Origin of the sequence: Bacillus sp. R86525 (genome assembly GCF_042466195.1) — a bacterium.
Classification (GTDB): domain Bacteria; phylum Bacillota; class Bacilli; order Bacillales; family Bacillaceae_G; genus Bacillus_A; species Bacillus_A nitratireducens.
The window spans coordinates 382,041-401,236 of record NZ_JAXHPX010000010.1; the positions used below are offsets into that span (position 1 = coordinate 382,041).

Genomic DNA, 19,196 nt, shown 5'->3' on the forward strand with positions numbered 1-19,196 from the left:
TATAGTGCTACGCCACCTCTTATAAGAAGTATTCAATAGACAACAGTTAATCAATCAAAATCAAAAAAAGCATTAACAAAACTTGTACTGGCTTAACTATACTTTTTCAAATTTAAAAGCATGGACATTATTATGATTCAGAACATTCTGTATATTAGTGAAAAAAATCGTAGTTAAATTTATTTTATCTAATTCCTGTTATTATCAGAATAAGCCTTTACAGAGAAATGGGGGATATTATGACTGTTCAAGAAAAAAGTAATAAGCAATTGATGGAATTATTACATGAATGGTATGAAGAAATTCGTTTATATCATGTAAAAGAAGCAAAACAGACATATCTACAAGTAAAAGAACGTTTAAAGGAAATAGAAACAGACCAATATGTATCATTCTATTATTCCCTACTGAATTTTAGATATAAAGTCTTGGCAGATGGAATGAGTATTACAAAAGATTCTTTTAATCAAATAGAAAAACTCCCTAATATCAAAGAGGAATTTTCATTTTTAGCTTACTATTATTATTTCTTTAAGGCAATCCACTCTACAATTTTAGCTAATTATACTGAAGCGAAAACACACTATGAAAAGGCAGAAGAACTTTTAATTGATATACCTGATGAAGTAGAAAAAGCCGAGTTTGAGTATAGATTTTCAACATACTGTTATCAATCTTATCAACCATTTGAAGCGATTCAACATGTAGTAAAAGCCAAAGAAATATACCGGAATCATGTAGGCTATGAAATTAATATTGCTTTATGCGACAATGTATATGGACTGGCTTGTATAGATCTAAGAGAATTTGAAAGAGCGGAAGAATGTCTCAATACGGTTATTGATGTTTTTAAGAAGTATGATGAAGAACAATTATTATTGCGAGTACGATCCAATTTAGGCTGGTTATATAATATTCAAGATTTATATCCATTGGCGATTAGACAGAGTTCTGAGATTATAAATACCATACCGAACCATTTTAAAGCATTATTTGTCTTAGCAAGAGCATATTATAAATTAGAAGGCGTTGAAACAGCAAAAGCATATATCGAGCAAGGAATGAAGTATACAAATGAATCAGGAAATGAGGAATATAAGCATCGTTTCGCAGTTTTAAATGAACTAATCACAGAACTACCTAGCATTAAATTAGAAAAAGTAGTTACTGATGCAATTTCTTATTTTGAAAAAGAGGACATGTGGGATTGTATAAAAGAATATGCAGAGAATTTAGCACTCCAATTTTACGAGGCAAATAATCATGTTAAAGCGAGCAAATATTTCTATATTAGCAATAACGCTGATAAGAAACATTTGAGAAAAGGAGCGTTAAAGTAATGAAAAAAATAAAAAAAGTGTTATTAAGTATGGTAGTAGTAAGTGCATTAGCATGTAGCATGATCAGTTTAAATGTATCACAACATTCTTCGTTTAATGGTGGAGATACGCCAGCACCAACAAAACCAATTGTCTCTAGTGGCGTATCTATTGATTAACGTAATACATTTTTCTCACTTTAAAAATCATAAAATTCAGCCTCTTAATCTTTAAAAAATGTTGAATAACATGGATAAAATATTGAACCCCTAGTCCGAAACATATTTGTTTCGGACTATTCACGTTCTTCTTTCAACTTTTCTATATAATTGTGAGCAGAATGAAAAATATCAAAAAGTTGATTGAGAAAAAGCACTGCTAAAATCTTCAGCAATGCTTTTCTATTAAACGTGCCATGATAATGAGCATCTACCTTCTTTTATTCATGAGTACTGTAGGTTCATATATTTACTTTAACTTCAAGATACGCTCTATTTCCTTCAGACTTAACTTACTTGCTTTTGCAATAGTTTCAAGCGGTACACCAATTTCATGCATCCCTCGAATCATTTGCATCTTACCTTGCTCAATTCCTTTTTCCATGCCCTCTTGTTCTGCATGTGCTAGCTTAGCTTGTTCATCTAGAAGCAATTTCTCTCGAGATTCATATGCTGTTCGCAAAGGAGAATCATGGCTCATATTTTCCCATTTATTTATTGCCTTTTTTAAAACTCCCTCATTTCCCTTCGTTCCAAATAATTGTTTAAAAGCAAAATCAATGCGTAAATTTACTAATTTAGTGGACATGGATTTTCTCTCCCTGTCTATATCATCTCTTATTCTTATTGTACATATAAAAAGGTAGAACATGCAAACAGGCTCTTACGTTACCTCACATAAGAGCCTGCCTACATTGATAAAAAATTAGTGGTTCTGAGCAAAAACAATTGCAAGTCACATCGTTTTTGTCCAGAACCTTTATTTTCATCTATTCTTTTTCTGGCCAAATTTTCGCATTTGGTTCTAATAACCACATGTGTTCTTCCTCCATGATACGATCATTCCATGGGTTATTCTCAAGATGTCGAATCATCCAACAAAAATACATTGCATATCCAGGCGCTGTTGCTTGTGGATGGTCTAGCTCACCCGGAATTGTAATAAAGCTATTATGTACAACGCGATGAGCATCCTCCCCAACCATTGCACATCCAAATCCCTGCGGCTTGTTAAAGCGATAATAATATACCTCTGGCTGGTCATGATGATGCGGTGGGTAACTGGACCATCGCCCTGGATAAGAAATAACTTCTCCTACTACCATATTAGAATATGCTGCATTGTTATAGTCAAAAATCGTACGAATAACACGCTGCGCTGTTCCCTCCCATACTCCATCTCCAGCTACAACACTTTGACACTCATTTGGAGTATACAACTTAGATACAAATTCTTGATCATTATCTGTTTTTTGGACAAGCACTTCACTATCTGAAAGAGCAGTAATTGTAACCTTCACATTTTTAGCTATATGCAAACACCAAGGATTCTCTTCAAAAACAGACTGCCTTTGAATAATTTGTTCCATTCCTTCCCACTCTAGACGTATTGTCCCTTCTAGTAAAAGTACTGCCGTTTCATTTTTATTATCAAATAGCAACTCTTCTTTTCCATTAGACATCTTATATATGCCTATATCCATTAACATATCACTGCATTGACCGTTCATTTCTGTTAATACATTATAGCCTTCATTTAATTCACCTAATTTTCCTAACATGATGTTCTCCCCCTTTTTTTAATGGCTAATCTATCATTCTCTATCTTTGTCAGCTAACTAAATTATGAGTTCCTTCTATTATTTAATGAAGAAAGCTTTTCTTGATATGCTTTGTTTTCACTTCCGAATATGAGCATATGATTTTTAACGTTTTCGTATGCGGCCTCAATTACATCTTGATGATACATAAAGTAATCTGAATAAGGAGTATTTAGGGCAGCAGCGTTAACCGCAGCAATTACATTCTGAAACGTCGCTGTTGCTACATTAATTTTTCGCACACCATGGTGAATACATTGTTTGAAATCCTCTGGGCTAATGCCAGAACCACCGTGTAATACGAGTGGAATACGAACTACCTCATTAATCTCCTGCAAGCGGTCTAATCGTAAATCAGGGTCTCCATTGTACATACCATGCGCATTTCCAATCGCAACAGCTAACGCATCAACGTCTGTTTCTTCTGCAAATCTTTTTGCTTCTGTGGTGCTTGTCAGCAACATCTCAATATCTTCTGATCCGTCCTCACTACCACCTACTCTGCCAATCTCAGCTTCTACCGTCGCTCCGTACTGTTTCGCAAGCGCCACAATTTCTATTGTCTTTTGGATATTCTCCTCTAACGGATAGTGAGAGCCATCAAACATAACCGAACTAAAACCAATTTCTAATGTCTCTTTAATCTTTTCAAACGTCATACCATGATCAAAGTGAACTGCTACTGGGACAGTCGCTTTTTTCGCCGCAGCAACCATCAAAGGACCAATCAGATGAATTGGCGAATGATTCAAACGAACTTCCGCAATTTGTAGAATAAGCGGCGAACGTAACTCTTCTGCTGCTTGAATAGCTCCCATTACCATTTCCATATTAGCGATACTGAAAGCTCCGACCCCATAATTCTCTTGATTTGCTTTTATTAAAATATCCTTCATTTGAACTAATGGCATTACACATTCACCTTTTTCAATATTATTTATTACATGGAAAAACAAACGTTTCGTCTTTTCGCTCCTTCTGTAACCTCATAATAGGGAAATTAAAGACCTGCTTTCTCTTGTATAAATTTCCGGGCTTTTAATGCGTATTCAAAAGGATTCGCTAAAGCTGGGTCTTGCTCTGCTTCTACCACAAACCATCCTTTATACTCAGAGTTCGCAAGGGAAGTAAACACTTCATCAAATACTATTACGCCATCCCCGGGAACTGTAAATGCACCATTCTTCACTGCCTGTAAGAAGCTTAATTCGTTTTCCTTTACAACATCTACTACTTCTTGGCGAATATCTTTTAAATGTACATGTTTAATACGAGGTAAATATTTTTTCAAAATATAAAGTGGCTCTTCTCCTGAAAAAACAAGATGACCTGTATCAAAAAGCAGGGATACAAGATCTGGATCCGTCATATCCATTAACTTTTCAATTTCTGCCGTTGTTTGAACACCCGTACCCATATGATGATGGTATACAATATGTAGCCCCTTTTCCTGAGCTAATTTACCGAGGTGATGTAACCCATTTGCAAGCTTATCCCACTCTTCTTCTGTAAAAACGGGCTTGTTTTGAAATAGCGGTACATCCATTAAACCTTGAATACTATGTCCTTGTTCTGAAACGACGATGACTTTTGCACCCATATCATGCAAGAAATCTCTATGCTCAATAAATGCTTGTACCGTCTCTTCAAGCGGTTTCGTTGTCAAGAACGCACTAAACCATGCGCTAGCAATCTCCAGATTTCGTAATTCCAAAGATTTTTTCAATATAGCTGTATTTCTCGGGTACTTATTACCTACTTCACTTCCATTAAATCCAGCTAGTGCCATCTCACTAATACATTGTTCAAACGTATTTTCTGCTCCTAGCTCCGGCATATCATCATTTGTCCAAGCAATTGGTGCAATCCCAAGTTTAATCGTGTTTTCTTTGAACATCCCTTGTCTCTCCTCTTTGTAAAATATTATAGAATATCGCCAATTTCTCTTATCTATTCGTTAAAAAGAGAGCTTTCTATAAATATGCTTGTAGATAAAATGCTCTTTTTTTGCCCTAATCTAATAAGATCTTGCCTTTTGCAAGTTACTTACTTTACTCTCATACGCGGCTTGTACACTTTGACTATTAGATACTTCAGCAACACCTACATGCCACCATGAATCGTATCCATTTGTCATTGTTTTTGGTAATACTTTAATATCAATCAATGTAGAAACTGTTTGTTTTTTCGCATCTATAAGCGCTTCCTGTAATTGTTCTATCGATGTAACACGATACGTTTTTACGCCATATCCAGCCGCGCTAGCTGCAAAATCAATTTTCATAATAGCCCCGTTTAATTTACGAGTTTCCTGGTTTCGGTAGCGAAACTCTGTTCCAAAGCTCCCCATTCCGTTACCCATTTGTAAGTTATTAATACAGCCAAATCCGGAGTTATCAAACAATAAAACGTTAATTTTTTTGTTTTCTTGAAGGCTTGTGACGAGCTCAGAATGAAGCATTTGGTAACTGCCATCCCCTACCATCGCATATACTTCCTTCGATGGCTCAGCTAGCTTCGCACCAAGTGCTCCTGCAACCTCGTAGCCCATACAAGAATATCCATACTCCATGTGGTATGTATTTGGTTTTCGCGATGCCCACATTCTTTGTAAATCACCCGGAAGACTTCCTGCCGCACCAACGATGATTGCATCTTCATCAAGTAATGTATTCATTTGTCCAATGACTGCAGTCTGTGTTAATTGTGTACCAAGTGCGTCTACATACTCATTTAAATTCTCATCGAAATGACCTTCAACTTCTGGTTTAAAATCTTGACTTGTAAAGCGAATGTTATGCAAACGTGCTAATTCTGTTTCCCAAGCCTCTTTTGCATTAGCGATTTCTACTGTGTAACCAGATTGATACTCAATTGCTTGCAGTTCATCCATTAGAGTAAGAAGCGCTTCTTTTGCATCTGCTATCATCTTCAATGCATCGAGCTTGTTCGCATGGAATTCTGAAATGTTAATATTTAGAAACTCAACCTCTTCATTCTGAAACAATTGCTTAGATGCCGTTGTAAAATCAGTAAATCTCGTCCCGATTCCAATAACAAGATCCGCTTCCTTTGCAATTGTATTGGCTGCTAAATTTCCAGTTACCCCGATGCCGCCAAGATTATATGGATGGCTGCTTTCAATCGCACTTTTCCCAGCTTGTGTTTCTCCAAATGGAATGCGGAATGCTTCAGCAAACTGTTTCAGTTCCTCTGCTGCCTCTGCGTACCTTACACCACCACCACAAATCATAATTGGCTTTTTCTTTTTCTTAATCATTTCCACCGCATCCGCTAAACTGGCTTTTGTAGGGAGACGACGTTCAATACGGTGAACACGCTTTTGGAAGAAGTAACTTGGAAAGTCCCATGCTTCCCCTTGGACATCTTGTGGTAAACAAATTGTTACAGCTCCTGTATCTGCCGGATTCGTTAAAACACGCATGGCTTGAATCATAGCTGTCATCAATTGTTCAGGACGGTTCACCCGGTCCCAATACTTACTTACCGCACGAAAAGCATCATTCGTAGAAATAGATAAGTCATGCGTTTGTTCAATTTGTTGAAGAACAGGATCCGGTTGCCTCGTTGCAAATACATCACCTGGAAGTAGTAAAACGGGAATATTATTTGCAGAAGCAGTTGCAGCAGAGGTAATCATATTTGCTGATCCAGGACCAACAGAAGAAGTACATGCCATAATTTGTTTTCTATGTTTTTGTTTTGCAAAAGCCATCGCAGCATTTGCCATTCCTTGCTCATTTCTCCCTTGATATACTTCTAATTCCCCTGCGTCTTCTTCTAAAGCTTGACCCAGGCCTACTACATTTCCATGACCAAAAATCGTAAAGATTCCCTTAATAAATTTTTGTTGCTCTCCATCAAACTCCACGTACTGCTGATTCAAAAATTTCACCAATGCTTGCGCCGTCGTCATTCTAACAGTTTGCATATTGTTTGCTCCTTTCTATCCCTATCATTCATTCTGCATATGAAAAAGGAGTATTAGGAATTTGATAGACTCCTAATACTTCCTTCTTATGTTTTACTACTTTCGTTACTTTCGCTTACGAACAACTAGAGAGATTCTACTTCTCTCTTCATGATTACTTTTCCCAGCGAGATGTAAGCATTTTCTTTCTAGTATAAAACTCAACGCCGTCCGTACCATTCGCATGAAGATCACCATAGAAAGAGTCTTTCCAGCCAGAGAACGGGAAGAATGCCATTGGTGCTGGTACCCCAACATTGACACCTAACATACCTGATTCAATTGTTTCACGGAATTGACGTACACTTGCTCCGCTATCTGTATAAATACAAGCTCCATTTGCAAAGCGAGACTCATTCGCAATTTCAATTGCTTCATCTAATGATTTCACACGAACAATGGATAAAACAGGAGCAAAAATCTCATCTTGCCAGATTTTCATTTCTTTTGTAACATGGTCAAAAATTGTTGGGCCAACGAAGTAACCAGCTCCTTTTACAGCTGTATCTTCGCGTCCATCACGAACTAATGTAGCGCCCTGTTCTACACCTGAATCGATGTAACCAATTGTGCGCTCTTTATGGTTATCACGAATAACTGGTCCTAAAAATACATCTTCATCAAGACCATTGCCGATTACGATTTTATTTGCTTCTTCTACTAGTCTTTCAACTAATTGATCTGCAATTTCTTCTTCTACTGTAACAACAGAAGCAGCCATACAACGCTCACCAGCTGAACCGAACGCAGCACTAATAATTTGCTTTGTTGCTAGTTCAAGATTCGCATCATTTAATACAATTGAATGGTTTTTCGCACCCGCTAGTGCTTGAACACGTTTTAAGTTTTCTGTTCCTTTTTTGTAAACGTATTCTGCGACAGGCTGAGAACCTACGAATGAAATTGCCTTCACTAATTTATGTTCCAGAAGACCGTTTACTACATCGTGAGCGCCATTTACGATATTTAATACACCTTTTGGTAAACCAGCTTCTTCAGCTAATTCTGCTAATCTTGCTGCTAGAAGTGGTGTACGCTCTGAAGGTTTTAACACAAATGTATTACCGCAAGCAATCGCAAGTGGGAACATCCAGCATGGAACCATCATTGGGAAATTAAAAGGTGTAATCCCGCCTATAACACCAATTGGGTAACGATACATACCAGACTCAATACCTGTCGCAATATCAGGAAGCTGTTTTCCCATCATTAATGTAGGTGCACCTGCAGCAAACTCCACACACTCAATACCACGAAGAACTTCACCGTAAGCTTCGTTATAACTTTTTCCGTTTTCAATCGTAATAAGTTTCGCTAACTCTTCCCAGTTATCTACTAATAATTGTTGATATTTAAATAGAATACGAGCACGTTTTGGCACAGCTGTTTTGGACCAAGATTTGAACGCTTCATTTGCTGCTTGTACGGCTAGTTCAACATCTACTTTTGTTGAAAGTGGTACCCGGGCGATTACTTCTCCTGTTGCAGGATTATATACAGCTTCCATCTTCGTTGAAGAAGATTCTACCCATTCGCCGCCAATGTAGTTTTTTACAATTTGTGCTGTTTGTACTGTCATATTCATTCTCTCCCTTTTATGTAATGTAGAAGCGTCCATAGGATACGCCCTTACTTGATTACTCATTTATGATGTTTCTATACAATTTCCTCAGCCGTTTCCATGAATGCAGAAATCTCTGCCCTTGTTGGCATTGCATCAGAACAGCTATGTTTAGAAATGACGATTGAAGCAGAAGCGCCACCTAATCGCATCGCTTGAGGAATCTCAAGCCCTTGCATTAGGCCATAAATAAACGCAGAAGCATACGAGTCACCAGCGCCAAACGTCTTTAATACCTTTGTTTTAAAGATACCGCCTCGGTGTGATTGACCGTCTCTCGTATAAGCGATTGAACCATCCCCGCCGTGCTTAATTACGACGATTTTCGCATGATGAGAAAACCATCTTTCAGCCGTAACTTGGTCATTAGATTGTTCATAGTTTAATAGTTTTTCCATCATATCGAACTCTTCACGCGTTCCAATAATGACATCAGATTTTTCAGCCGCTAGATTGTAATACACAGCCGTTTCAGCTTCTGACTGCCATGTATACGGGCGGTAATCAACATCAAAAAATACGACTACATCATGCTTACGCGCATATTCTAGCGCTAAAAATACCGCCTCGCGAGAAGGACTTTTCGCTAAAGCTGTTCCTGAAATTAAGAGAGCTTTTGATTGTTTAATATAGTCCTCAGAAACTTCTGTTGGATCAAGATTTAAATCTGCGACATTGTCGCGGTACATTAAAATACTGCAATCTTCAGGGCTTTTAATTTCTGTGAAAGCTAAACCTGTCACTGCACCAGTGCAATCAATACATATCTGATCCGTATTAATATTATTATCCTTTAAGTATCCTGTAATAAAGCGGCCCATTTGATCATCGGACACTTTACCGATAAATCCTGTTTGTAAGCCAAGACGCGCCGCACCAATCGCAATATTCGCAGGAGATCCCCCCACATACTTAGTAAATGTTCTTGTTTCTTCCATAGGACGTTGTGTTTCATTGGCATTTAAATCAACGCATAAACGTCCAACTGCAATTAGATCTAATGGACAATCTTCTTTAAAAATAAGTGGATTCATTGTTACTACCTCCCGTGCTTTATGTAAAGGTAAATGATATGGTTCAGAAATTTTTATAACCATACGATTCACTGCTCTTTAAATTTCTAGAAGTAAGCGCTCTCTTTATTGATTTAATGCAGGCTGTTTATGCTCAATTTGAACAGGTTTTCCTGTTAGTAAAGATTCCTTCGCAGCTTTCGCAATTCGCTCCGCTTGTAAACCATCATTACCACTGCAAATAACAGCTTGTCCTTCTATAATTGACTTTGTAAATTGTGTTACTTCCTCAATGTAAGCCTGTGTATAGCGCTCTAAGAAGAAATAAAGTGGCTTATCTTTTACAACACCTTCTGTTTTTGACACTTGCACAGTTGTTGGGCAGCAATTATCAGCAGCGACCGCTCCTTTTTCACCAAACACTTCAAGACGCTGGTCATATCCATAAACAGCTTGGCGGCTATTATCAATTACCCCTAAAGCTCCATTCGCAAATTTCAATGTGACAATTGCTGTATCAACATCATTTACTTCCTGAATGGATGGATCAATTAATGTTGTACCATATGCAAATACTTCAACAACTTCACTATTCATCACATACCTAGCCATATCAAAATCATGAATCATCATATCCATAAACAATCCACCTGAAGAACGAACATATTCTATACTTGGCGGTTGTGGATCTCTAGACGTAATTTTTAAAATATGTGGGTGTCCCACTTCTCCTTGTTGAATAAGATCATAGACTTTTCTGAAGTTAGGATCGAAACGGCGGTTAAAACCTACTTGAAGAGATACTCCTTGTTCTTTTACTACTTCTAATGCATCTAATGTTTCTTCTACCGAGAAACTAACAGGCTTTTCGCAGAAAATATGTTTTTTCGCAAGAGCCGCTTCTTTAATAATTTGCGCATGTGTATTTGTTGGTGAACATATAAAGACAGCATCAATTTCTGGATCGGCTAATAAATCCTGATAGTTTGTAGTCAGAGTGGAAATTCCTTTATCCTCAGCCCACTTTTCTAGATGACTAATCACTACATCTGAAACCGCTTTAATTTTTACTTGTGGCATCAGCTGCAAATTATCAACATGCAGTTTCCCTATTCGTCCAGCACCAATAATCCCAATCGTTACAACATTCATATGATTTCTCCCTCTTTATTTAAATTTAAGAAACAAAATGGAAGTCTATAAGGTTTAGCACATCAAATTCAGTTAAGCGCTTTCCCTATTTTTCTTCATTATACACACTTGATTCTAAATTGAAAACATTTTTATTTTTTTGAATACTTTTCTTTTCATCCGAATTTCAAATTTCCTCAACAAACGTAAGCCATGCATCTACAAAGTAATAATAAGAAACAAATGATCTAAACAGCTACAAATATATTCTTTTAAAATACTGATATAACAAAGGAAATTAAGAGTTTTAAATAGTAAACTCCCATCTATAAGTTATTTCTTTCTTTTCATACTCACAATTATTTTAGTGTCCGATAAGTAAATAGATTGCACCTTATGAAAGAAAGTTGTAAATTGTCAAAAAATTTCATTGACGACCTCATAATGTAAGCGTATACTTTTTTTATCAAAAGTAATTAAGCGCTTAACCAAAAATAATTTATCGGTGGTGGGAGAATGAACGCAATTGGTTCAAACAAAACATTTATGGACAAGATTGGTATCCCTTCTAATTTAACTTGGGGATACATAGGGATTATTGTTTTTATGATTGGGGATGGTTTAGAACAAGGATGGTTATCCCCTTATCTCGTTGAGAATGGCTTAACGCTAGAACACGCTGCTTTTCTGTTTACGATTTACGGAATTACTGTATCTGCTTCTTCCTGGTTTTCGGGGGTATTTGTACAAATGTGGGGACCAAGAAAAGTAATGACGTTTGGTTTAGTATCATTCATTTTAGGCTCCATTGGGTTCATCGGTATAGGAATTCAACATATGAATTATCCCGTTATATTACTTTGCTACGCTCTACGAGGATTTGGTTATCCCTTATTTGCTTATTCTTTCCTAGTTTGGGTATCTTACAGTACTCCTCAGCAAATGCTCTCAAGGGCAGTTGGTTGGTTCTGGTTCGTATTCCAGCTTGGACTTAGTGTTATCGGGGCCTTCTATTCTAGCTATATGGTTCCTAAAATCGGGGAAATCGCTACTTTATGGAGCGCCTTAATTTTTGTTGTCGTCGGGGGATTATTCTCTATTGTTGTAAATAAGGACAAATTTAAAGCACAAACCGTAGGCTCTAACAAATCAAGTGAATTACTAAAAGGCATTACCATCGCATTTGAAAATCCTAAAGTTGGTATAGGTGGTATTGTTAAAATTATAAACTCGGCCGCTCAGTTTGGATTTGTTGTTTTCCTGCCTACTTATATGATGAATTATAATTTTACGATGACTGAATGGCTACAAATTTGGGGTACTCTATTCTTTGTAAATATGGTATTTAATATTATTTTTGGTATTGTTGGAGACAAGTTTGGTTGGGTAAATACGATTAAATGGTTCGGAGGAGTCGGTTGCGGAATTGTAACTCTTGCACTCTATTATGTACCACAAATGGTAGGACATAATTATTGGGCAATATTATTTGTTGCATGTTGCTATGGAGCAACACTTGCCGGTTATGTACCTCTTACAGCTTTAGTACCATCTTTAGCTCCTGAAAATAAAGGAGCCGCAATGTCTGTATTAAATTTAGGTTCAGGATTATCAGCTTTTGTTGGTCCATTAGTAGTAACTGCCTTCATCGGTCCATTAGGTGTTGGCGGTGTGATGTGGATCTTTGCTGGTTTGTACTTCTTTGGTGCATTTCTAACTCATTTCCTTACTATTCCAAAGGAGAATGAGATTAAGCAGGATTTAAATACGAAAAACGACGAGCAATTCTCAGTATAAACTCTAAATAAAAAGAAGGTCATCATAACTGTACATGGTTACGATGACCTTCTTTTCGTTACATTCAAGTGGGCTATTAAAAAAGTTTTCATGTAATATCCTTTACTGAGGATCTCTCTACTAACTGAGGAATAATTGTAATTTTTTGCTTAGCATGTGCCTTTATTTCCATCGTTTTTAGCAGTTGTTCAAACGTACAGGCTGCCATTTGTGTAATTGGCTGTTCAATTGTCGTTAACCCTGGATCTGCAATCTCAGCATAGATGGTATTATCAAATCCGATAATTGATAAATCCTCTGGAATTGAAAGCCCTTGTTTTCTTGCTTCATTCATAAGGCATATAGCAATCAAATCTGTACAAGCAAAAACCGCTGTAGGTCTGTTAGGCAAATTAAGTAATTCTTTACTTGCACGTTTGCTATCTTCAACTGTAGAATAGCAGCTAATGATAGCATCATCATCTAATGAAACCCCTGAATCCGTAAGTGCTTGTTTAAAACCATTCAGTCTTCCTAAGCTACTTTTTCTATCCTTCTCCATCATAATCGTTAAGGATGTATGGCCTTTCTGCGTTAGATAATTGCCAGCTAAATAGCCTCCCCTCATATCATCAGTTGTCACAACATGTGTTGTGATGGAAGGATGATCTACGGTAAATAATACAAGCGGCAAATCTCGATTTACGATTTTTTTAACAAGTTTGTAATCATTTAGATCCGTTGCAATAATAATGCCATCTACTTGCTTTTTAAATAGCAAATCAATGTATTCGTGCTCACGTTTTGTTTGATGGTCTGTACTACATAAAATGAGTGTATACCCGGATTCTCGTGCACAATTTTCAAAAGCTCTTGCTACTTCTGCAAAAAATGGGTTTGAGATGTCTGGGACAAGTACCCCAATCGTATATGTTTTTTTACCTGTTAAGGCTGCCGCTACACTACTTGGTTGATAATCTAATTCATCCATTACTTTATTTACTTTGTTTATTGTTTTTTCACTAATACGCCCTGTTTGATTAATTACCTTGGATACAGTCGCTATTGATACACCTGCTTTTTCAGCAACATCATAAATTGTTGGTTTCACTTTAATTATCCCTTCTTAATCATCTTTTTCTATATTTTATCATAAATAGATTTCGCTTCTTGGTATCCAAACGGAAATCTTTTAAAATTTGTAAGTACTTGTATTCTCAGGCGTAGTTCTTCACATTTACATAACAACCTGTTACAAGTGGATATTTCAACCTATTAACATGCCCATGTATCGAAGGCTTTTTACGGGCATCATGCTTCGATAAAGTAGAAAAAGGACCATATTCCAGTCCTTTTTCTATTTATATGTTATCAAATTAAAGTCCCTTGCCTATTCTTTCTCTCTTTAGACTAAAGCTATATTGTTAGTTTATTAGGAATGAAGCCTCTTTCTCTTATCCTATATCTCTTATCTCTGAACCTGTCCATTACCACCGATCACATATTTTAGATACATGTATGAATTGCCTTTACAAATTAAAAAGAATAAGAAGATCCATGCGAGTAGACGCTTTAGAATCTTCTTATTCTTCCATACACAACACACTCTTTACTGTAGTTGGCTTATAACCTTTTATTATATAATTCCCTTTTTCGTTAAACTTACATAGCTGTTATCTCCAATAATGACATGATCTAAAAGAGGTATACCAATAATGTTTCCACACTCCTTTAATCTCTTAGTTACTTCGACATCTTCATAAGATTCCATACTATGTCCTGATGGATGGTTATGGAAACATACTATTGAAGATGCATTGTTTAATATTGCTGTGCGGAAGGTTTCCCTTGGATGGACTAACGATGAATCAACAGTTCCTTCGAACACAATACTACATCCAATAATTTCATTCTTTGTATTTAAGTTAAATACACCAAAAATTTCATTTGGCCTTGATTCTATATCAAATATAATCTGTGCAAAGCGTACAGCATCCGCTGGACAAGTAATTTTCTTTTTCTCAATATCATAAATACGATTACTGTCTTTTACCAGCTTTACAGATTGAACCATAATTTTCTTACCCATGTCCTTCTCCTTTCGAAATAAAAAAGACGAGATTGCACCTCTCATCTTTTTTCAACTTCTTGTGTATTTTGAAATTCAAAATTCTTATTTCCCCACTACAATTCTTAATAATTTAAGATAATCTATCACATCCTTGTTAGTATATTACTTGCCCTATTCCTAGAACGCAAAAAAACCTCCCAGGAATACATTCATAATACAAAATAGTGTATATTTTTTATACACTTCCTTGTAATGAATCGTAAACCCGAAAGGTTTGTGGTTATTTAGGAATGATCAAAAAGGAAAAAATTTCTTGAACTTATTATATAATAAGTTCATTTCTATTTCAATTAAAATAAACTAAATATTCATACTTTTCTAAAGGAGATTTGATTTATATAATAAAAGACACCCATATTCAATCGAGTGTCCTTACAAAATTATTTAACTTGTTTTTGTAGAATTCCCTCTAATTCTCGCACAGTCTCGGAAAATTCATCAATTCTTATCGTGCACATTTCAATAGTTTTTTCTGTATCGATAACTTCCCACACAGGATGATCAGCTTCTATTTCTTGTCTCGGGTATAACAATATACACCTTTGAACTTCCTTATAAGCAGTTACATACGCATACATTTGATAAATGTCACTCTGAACATAACTACTTCTTCCATTATTTGTTGCACTTTTCCACTTCGTATCCATGATTATCATATTATCAATCACAAAATCTGGTTTTAATAAAATATTCTGGCGTCCACTCTTCTTGTTACGTAATAGTCTTTTCTCTGCATGTTGACTAATTATTTTATTATTACCCATAGCTTCTTGAAGTGCTACTTCAATATACTTTTCGAACAACATATTCATTTGAAATAAGAAAGAGAACGATGATGCTCCTTGTCCTTTACTATAAATCGTTGCCCGCTCAACTATTAGCTTAGCAAATAAAGCAGCTTGACGAAAACGTTCATTCTGTCGGTTAAATGTAATACTCTTTAATTCCTTCTCTGTGAAATACACTACATCCACAGGTTCTAAGTAGCCTAAACAGCGCTCAAGATAAAGTTTTAGAGTATGTATTTTTGTATGCTTTTTTACAATGAGCAATGCACATTTAAATAGCTGGTTTAAAGGGTTATTTTCTGTATATTCATCAAATGCACAATATGCTTTTGTTTTTTGAAATACATTCTTATAAACGTGTTTACTAAGCTCGAGTTTGCCACGCAGTGTATTTAAGTTTTCTTCATGACGTTCGTATGTTTTATAAGTCCCTTTTCTGAGTTCATTCAGCAAACGAGTAAGAAATGTAGCAAGAAATGCCGTAAGCAGTTCTCCTCTATCCTCACCATTTAGCACTTCCTCATAAAATGAAACCGGCAAAAAACCTGTAATTGAAAGCATTCCTAGTAATGCCTTTCGATCATCAATAGGTGAGAGTTTTATTTTGGGAATAATTTCGTACCTCACATCAGAACATTGTATAACGCCAACATAATTAATAAAGCGCATTCGTTTATACTTCTGATCAATCACCTGTTCATTTGGATATTTTTCTTCAATATACCGTATAAGCTCATCAAATTGTTCTGCTGTAACGTCATTTTCTGTAATCCAGTCATACGCCTCACGTACTATAATTGTCTTATTCATAAATCGCTATTAGCTCTTGTGCTGTTAATTTTCGTTTTACCCGGTACAGTGCAGGAATATAAATAGATGGCTTTTGTTTAAATAGTTCATTTACATTAACTTCTTCTTTATAAACAATATATTGATCTTCCTTTGAACTCCCTATTCCACCCAAAACAAGACCGATTTTTTCCCAATCATCATAAAAATACTCTTGTAAAAGTGGAATAATTTTCGTTTGAAAAATAGATATAACTTCATTATCAGTTTTCGCGTTTATAAAATACGCATGCCCAATCATATGATCGCGATCATACAATACTTCAATCCGCTTATTAATAACAGAAAGCATTTCAGCAAGATCAATTTCATCTCCGATCGATTCAAGAAGATCAGTATTTGGCATGATTTCTTCAAACACAAAACGGCGACGTAACGCTGTATCAAGCAGTGCTATGGATCGGTCTGCCGTATTCATTGTCCCAATTACATATAGATTGGGTGGTAACGTAAACTTCTCTTTTGAATAAGGTAGTTCAACAATCAATTCATTACTTTGTGTTAAACGCTTATCCTCTTCAAGTAACGTTAACAGCTCACCAAAAATCTTAGAAATATTGCCTCGGTTCATTTCATCAATGATTACAACATGTTTTTTCGCATTCGAATAATCAAAGGAACCGTTTTCCAGCAACACTTTTTGAATAATTGCCTTTTTCTCTTCCCCTTCAACTTCAATTTTTTCTTCTTCTTCTGTTGTATCTTCCATTTTTTCTAATATCCAATTTAGTACAGACCAATATCTCGTCTGATTACACCCACCAATCGCCTCACGAACAAACATAGTATTATTCTTCCAATCAATATCATGCTCCTGAACATAGCGATACAAGCTTAGTAAACGATTCTTTGAAACTATTGAACTAGTTTTTACATCTTCACTCGTTACAACTATATTATTTTGCTCTGAAATGTATGAAATGAAACTTGTCGTTCCTGTTTTTGATTCAAATTGAATATTATTCTTCAAACCATTTTCAACCAGGTAATCATAAAGTTGCTCAAAACGAACTTCATTCGAAAAGTCCTGACTTGTACTTTGAATCCCTTCATACATAGCTTCAAGCGCTGCTTTTTTCAAAATACCATCTGTTGGCACAAAATTCCCTTTCCCATCAGATTTCAAGCCTTCTATAAAATCTTCATATCCATAGGACTGATGGAATGTCACGAGATGAATGTTCCCTTCTTTAGTTAAACGTGAAAACTCTTGTTGTAATGCCTCTCGTCCATTTGCTTTCAGTTCCTCATATGTTCTTTTATCAATTAATTCAAGAGCACGTTCAACAATTTGATATGTTTTCCCTGTTCCAGGTGGACCAAAAAATACATAGTTTCTTGGATCTGAGTCTGACACTTCATTAGATTCTTGGGGCGTATTGCTAATTTCCTTTCCCTGCATAAATACTAAGTTAATTACATTCTTATTTTTCACTTCATTTAATGTACTACGATATCCTCCGTAGCCTATGAACTCTCTCTCTTCAGTATTAATCCACTCAACAGGAAGTAAATGCCCGTACTCTTCAGAGAATTCATAACCATCAATAGTATCTTTGGAAATTTTTCCAACAGCACTAACTCGTAACACTGACCTTGTCTTCCCATCAACCTTACGAGTAAATGATGTTTTTAAAGCAACAAGGTCTCCCTCTTTCATTTTTAAAAATCGCTTTAATGCTTTTTGTCCTGCTGGTGTTTCTTCTTTCTCATCTATGATATCTTCAATCTTTTCTTCTTCTAGAAAAGATGATAAATCCTCATGTAAAAAGCCTATCGCTATGCAATTGTTTTTCAATAAAAAATCTTGAATGGAACGATCTTTTCCATATGTATGGCCAGCTAACCAATAGTTTAAACTCTTATCAAGCGATTTATTTCGTTCGGAAAATGTATCCCAAATAAATCTTGAAATTTTTTCATTAGACCAGCCTAAAAAAACATCGTCTTTCTTAATAGCATGCAACACTGCATGATTTAACTCAATTGCATTCTGAGGAGTAAGCAATTCATCTTTTATATGTAATTCCTTCCCAAGCTCAATCAAAATTGGTGGTGAATAAATATTAAAAAACTTCTCTGGAACATAAATATTTAAAATTTTTAGCAGCACCATATTATAAATTGGTAAATTCAATTTAACAATTTCAGAGATGCGGCCTTCCTTTGCAAGTCGTATTGCCTCACAAATTCCTTCTTTTAGGAACCTAAATTCTTCTTGTAATTGTTCATCTTTTAATACCACTTTTTGTTTACCGTAACTTTTACAGTACTCACCAGTATGAGCAAGATAAATACCGAATTTAGCAGAATTGGCTCCGCCAATGCCGCCTAAAATATTTTTTCGCTCGAGCCAGTAATTGAAACAATCTTTCGTTTTAGTATTTGCATAATCTTCTATGGTAAGGTCACTTAAAGAGTGTAATGGAAAGCGTTTTATGAAATCTTGACGTCCAGCTTCTTTCTCAGCAAGCAATAAAATATCCGGTTCATAATGAGTGGCTTTTTGGGTCACTATTTGAAGCTTCATATTGGAAATTACCCCCATTTAATTTTATAGATTAATTATAGAATATGAGGAGAAAAGAAGGAAGTAATTGGGTGCAGATTAATAATTTTTGTGGATTAGGTTTGAAGATTGAAAAGTAGTTACTTCCTATAACTTAGTTAGGAGAGCGCCACCTTGACAGAGTGGAGGTCATGAGCTTGAGCCACCTGAGTCATACACCTACTTTCAAAACAGTTTATATCTTATAAA

Annotated in this window: 14 protein-coding genes and 1 pseudogene; 3 read left to right on the top strand and 12 right to left on the bottom strand. The window is 35.8% G+C overall.

Features of this window, described 5'->3' with window-relative positions:
• The first annotated feature begins 239 nt into the window (after positions 1-239).
• Together SJY24_RS31885 and SJY24_RS31890 are read left to right on the top strand one after the other, a co-directional pair.
• The gene (locus tag SJY24_RS31885) at positions 240-1,340 is read left to right on the top strand and encodes a response regulator aspartate phosphatase (RefSeq protein WP_377867583.1); all 1,101 of its coding nucleotides are present in this window, start codon (positions 240-242) and stop codon (positions 1,338-1,340) included.
• Positions 1,340-1,498, top strand: coding sequence for a Phr family secreted Rap phosphatase inhibitor (locus tag SJY24_RS31890; RefSeq protein WP_000721406.1), 159 nt, complete (start codon positions 1,340-1,342; stop codon positions 1,496-1,498). Before SJY24_RS31885 ends, SJY24_RS31890 begins: the two co-directional genes overlap by 1 nt.
• A 289-nt stretch (positions 1,499-1,787) precedes the next feature.
• On the opposite strand, the pseudogene SJY24_RS31895 reads toward SJY24_RS31890, so the two are convergent.
• The 8 genes and pseudogenes from SJY24_RS31895 to iolG form a co-directional block, all read right to left on the bottom strand.
• Positions 1,788-2,051: pseudogene (locus tag SJY24_RS31895) on the bottom strand (Rpn family recombination-promoting nuclease/putative transposase); the annotation flags it as partial.
• Between the two features lie 256 nt (positions 2,052-2,307).
• Complete coding sequence (locus tag SJY24_RS31900) at positions 2,308-3,099, bottom strand: 5-deoxy-glucuronate isomerase (RefSeq protein ID WP_377867585.1); 792 nt, start codon at positions 3,097-3,099, stop codon at positions 2,308-2,310.
• Between the two features lie 62 nt (positions 3,100-3,161).
• A complete protein-coding gene (locus tag SJY24_RS31905; protein WP_377867587.1) occupies positions 3,162-4,049 on the bottom strand; it encodes a class II fructose-bisphosphate aldolase in 888 nt (295 codons plus the stop codon).
• Positions 4,050-4,138: 89 nt separating this feature from the next.
• The gene (iolE, locus tag SJY24_RS31910) at positions 4,139-5,035 is read right to left on the bottom strand and encodes a myo-inosose-2 dehydratase (RefSeq protein ID WP_377867589.1); all 897 of its coding nucleotides are present in this window, start codon (positions 5,033-5,035) and stop codon (positions 4,139-4,141) included.
• Between the two features lie 120 nt (positions 5,036-5,155).
• Complete coding sequence (gene iolD, locus SJY24_RS31915; protein WP_377867591.1) at positions 5,156-7,090, bottom strand: 3D-(3,5/4)-trihydroxycyclohexane-1,2-dione acylhydrolase (decyclizing); 1,935 nt, start codon at positions 7,088-7,090, stop codon at positions 5,156-5,158.
• Between the two features lie 154 nt (positions 7,091-7,244).
• The gene (locus SJY24_RS31920) at positions 7,245-8,708 is read right to left on the bottom strand and encodes a CoA-acylating methylmalonate-semialdehyde dehydrogenase (protein ID WP_377867593.1); all 1,464 of its coding nucleotides are present in this window, start codon (positions 8,706-8,708) and stop codon (positions 7,245-7,247) included.
• A 77-nt stretch (positions 8,709-8,785) separates the two neighbouring features.
• On the bottom strand, positions 8,786-9,784 hold the full coding sequence (gene iolC, locus SJY24_RS31925; protein ID WP_090814221.1) for a 5-dehydro-2-deoxygluconokinase: 999 nt from the start codon (positions 9,782-9,784) through the stop codon (positions 8,786-8,788).
• Between the two features lie 105 nt (positions 9,785-9,889).
• The gene (iolG, locus tag SJY24_RS31930; RefSeq protein ID WP_001103665.1) at positions 9,890-10,915 is read right to left on the bottom strand and encodes an inositol 2-dehydrogenase; all 1,026 of its coding nucleotides are present in this window, start codon (positions 10,913-10,915) and stop codon (positions 9,890-9,892) included.
• A 495-nt stretch (positions 10,916-11,410) separates the two neighbouring features.
• Here iolG and SJY24_RS31935 point away from each other — a divergent pair, with 495 nt between their 5' ends.
• Positions 11,411-12,691, top strand: a complete 1,281-nt coding sequence (locus SJY24_RS31935) for an MFS transporter (RefSeq protein WP_377867595.1) — start codon at positions 11,411-11,413, stop codon at positions 12,689-12,691.
• A gap of 88 nt (positions 12,692-12,779) precedes the next feature.
• Here the strand turns inward: SJY24_RS31935 and SJY24_RS31940 are convergent, their stop codons facing one another.
• The 4 genes from SJY24_RS31940 to SJY24_RS31955 form a co-directional block, all read right to left on the bottom strand.
• Entirely contained in the window at positions 12,780-13,781 is a 1,002-nt protein-coding gene (locus tag SJY24_RS31940; protein WP_377867597.1) for a LacI family DNA-binding transcriptional regulator, read from the bottom strand.
• Between the two features lie 525 nt (positions 13,782-14,306).
• Positions 14,307-14,759, bottom strand: a complete 453-nt coding sequence (locus SJY24_RS31945; RefSeq protein ID WP_098588520.1) for a JAB domain-containing protein — start codon at positions 14,757-14,759, stop codon at positions 14,307-14,309.
• A 422-nt stretch (positions 14,760-15,181) separates the two neighbouring features.
• Positions 15,182-16,399 carry an McrC family protein gene (locus tag SJY24_RS31950; RefSeq protein WP_377867599.1) on the bottom strand — a complete coding sequence of 406 codons (1,218 nt, stop codon included), beginning with the start codon at positions 16,397-16,399 and terminating at the stop codon, positions 15,182-15,184.
• Positions 16,392-18,968, bottom strand: coding sequence for an McrB family protein (locus SJY24_RS31955; RefSeq protein WP_377867601.1), 2,577 nt, complete (start codon positions 18,966-18,968; stop codon positions 16,392-16,394). Before SJY24_RS31955 ends, SJY24_RS31950 begins: the two co-directional genes overlap by 8 nt.
• Positions 18,969-19,196: the final 228 nt, after the last annotated feature.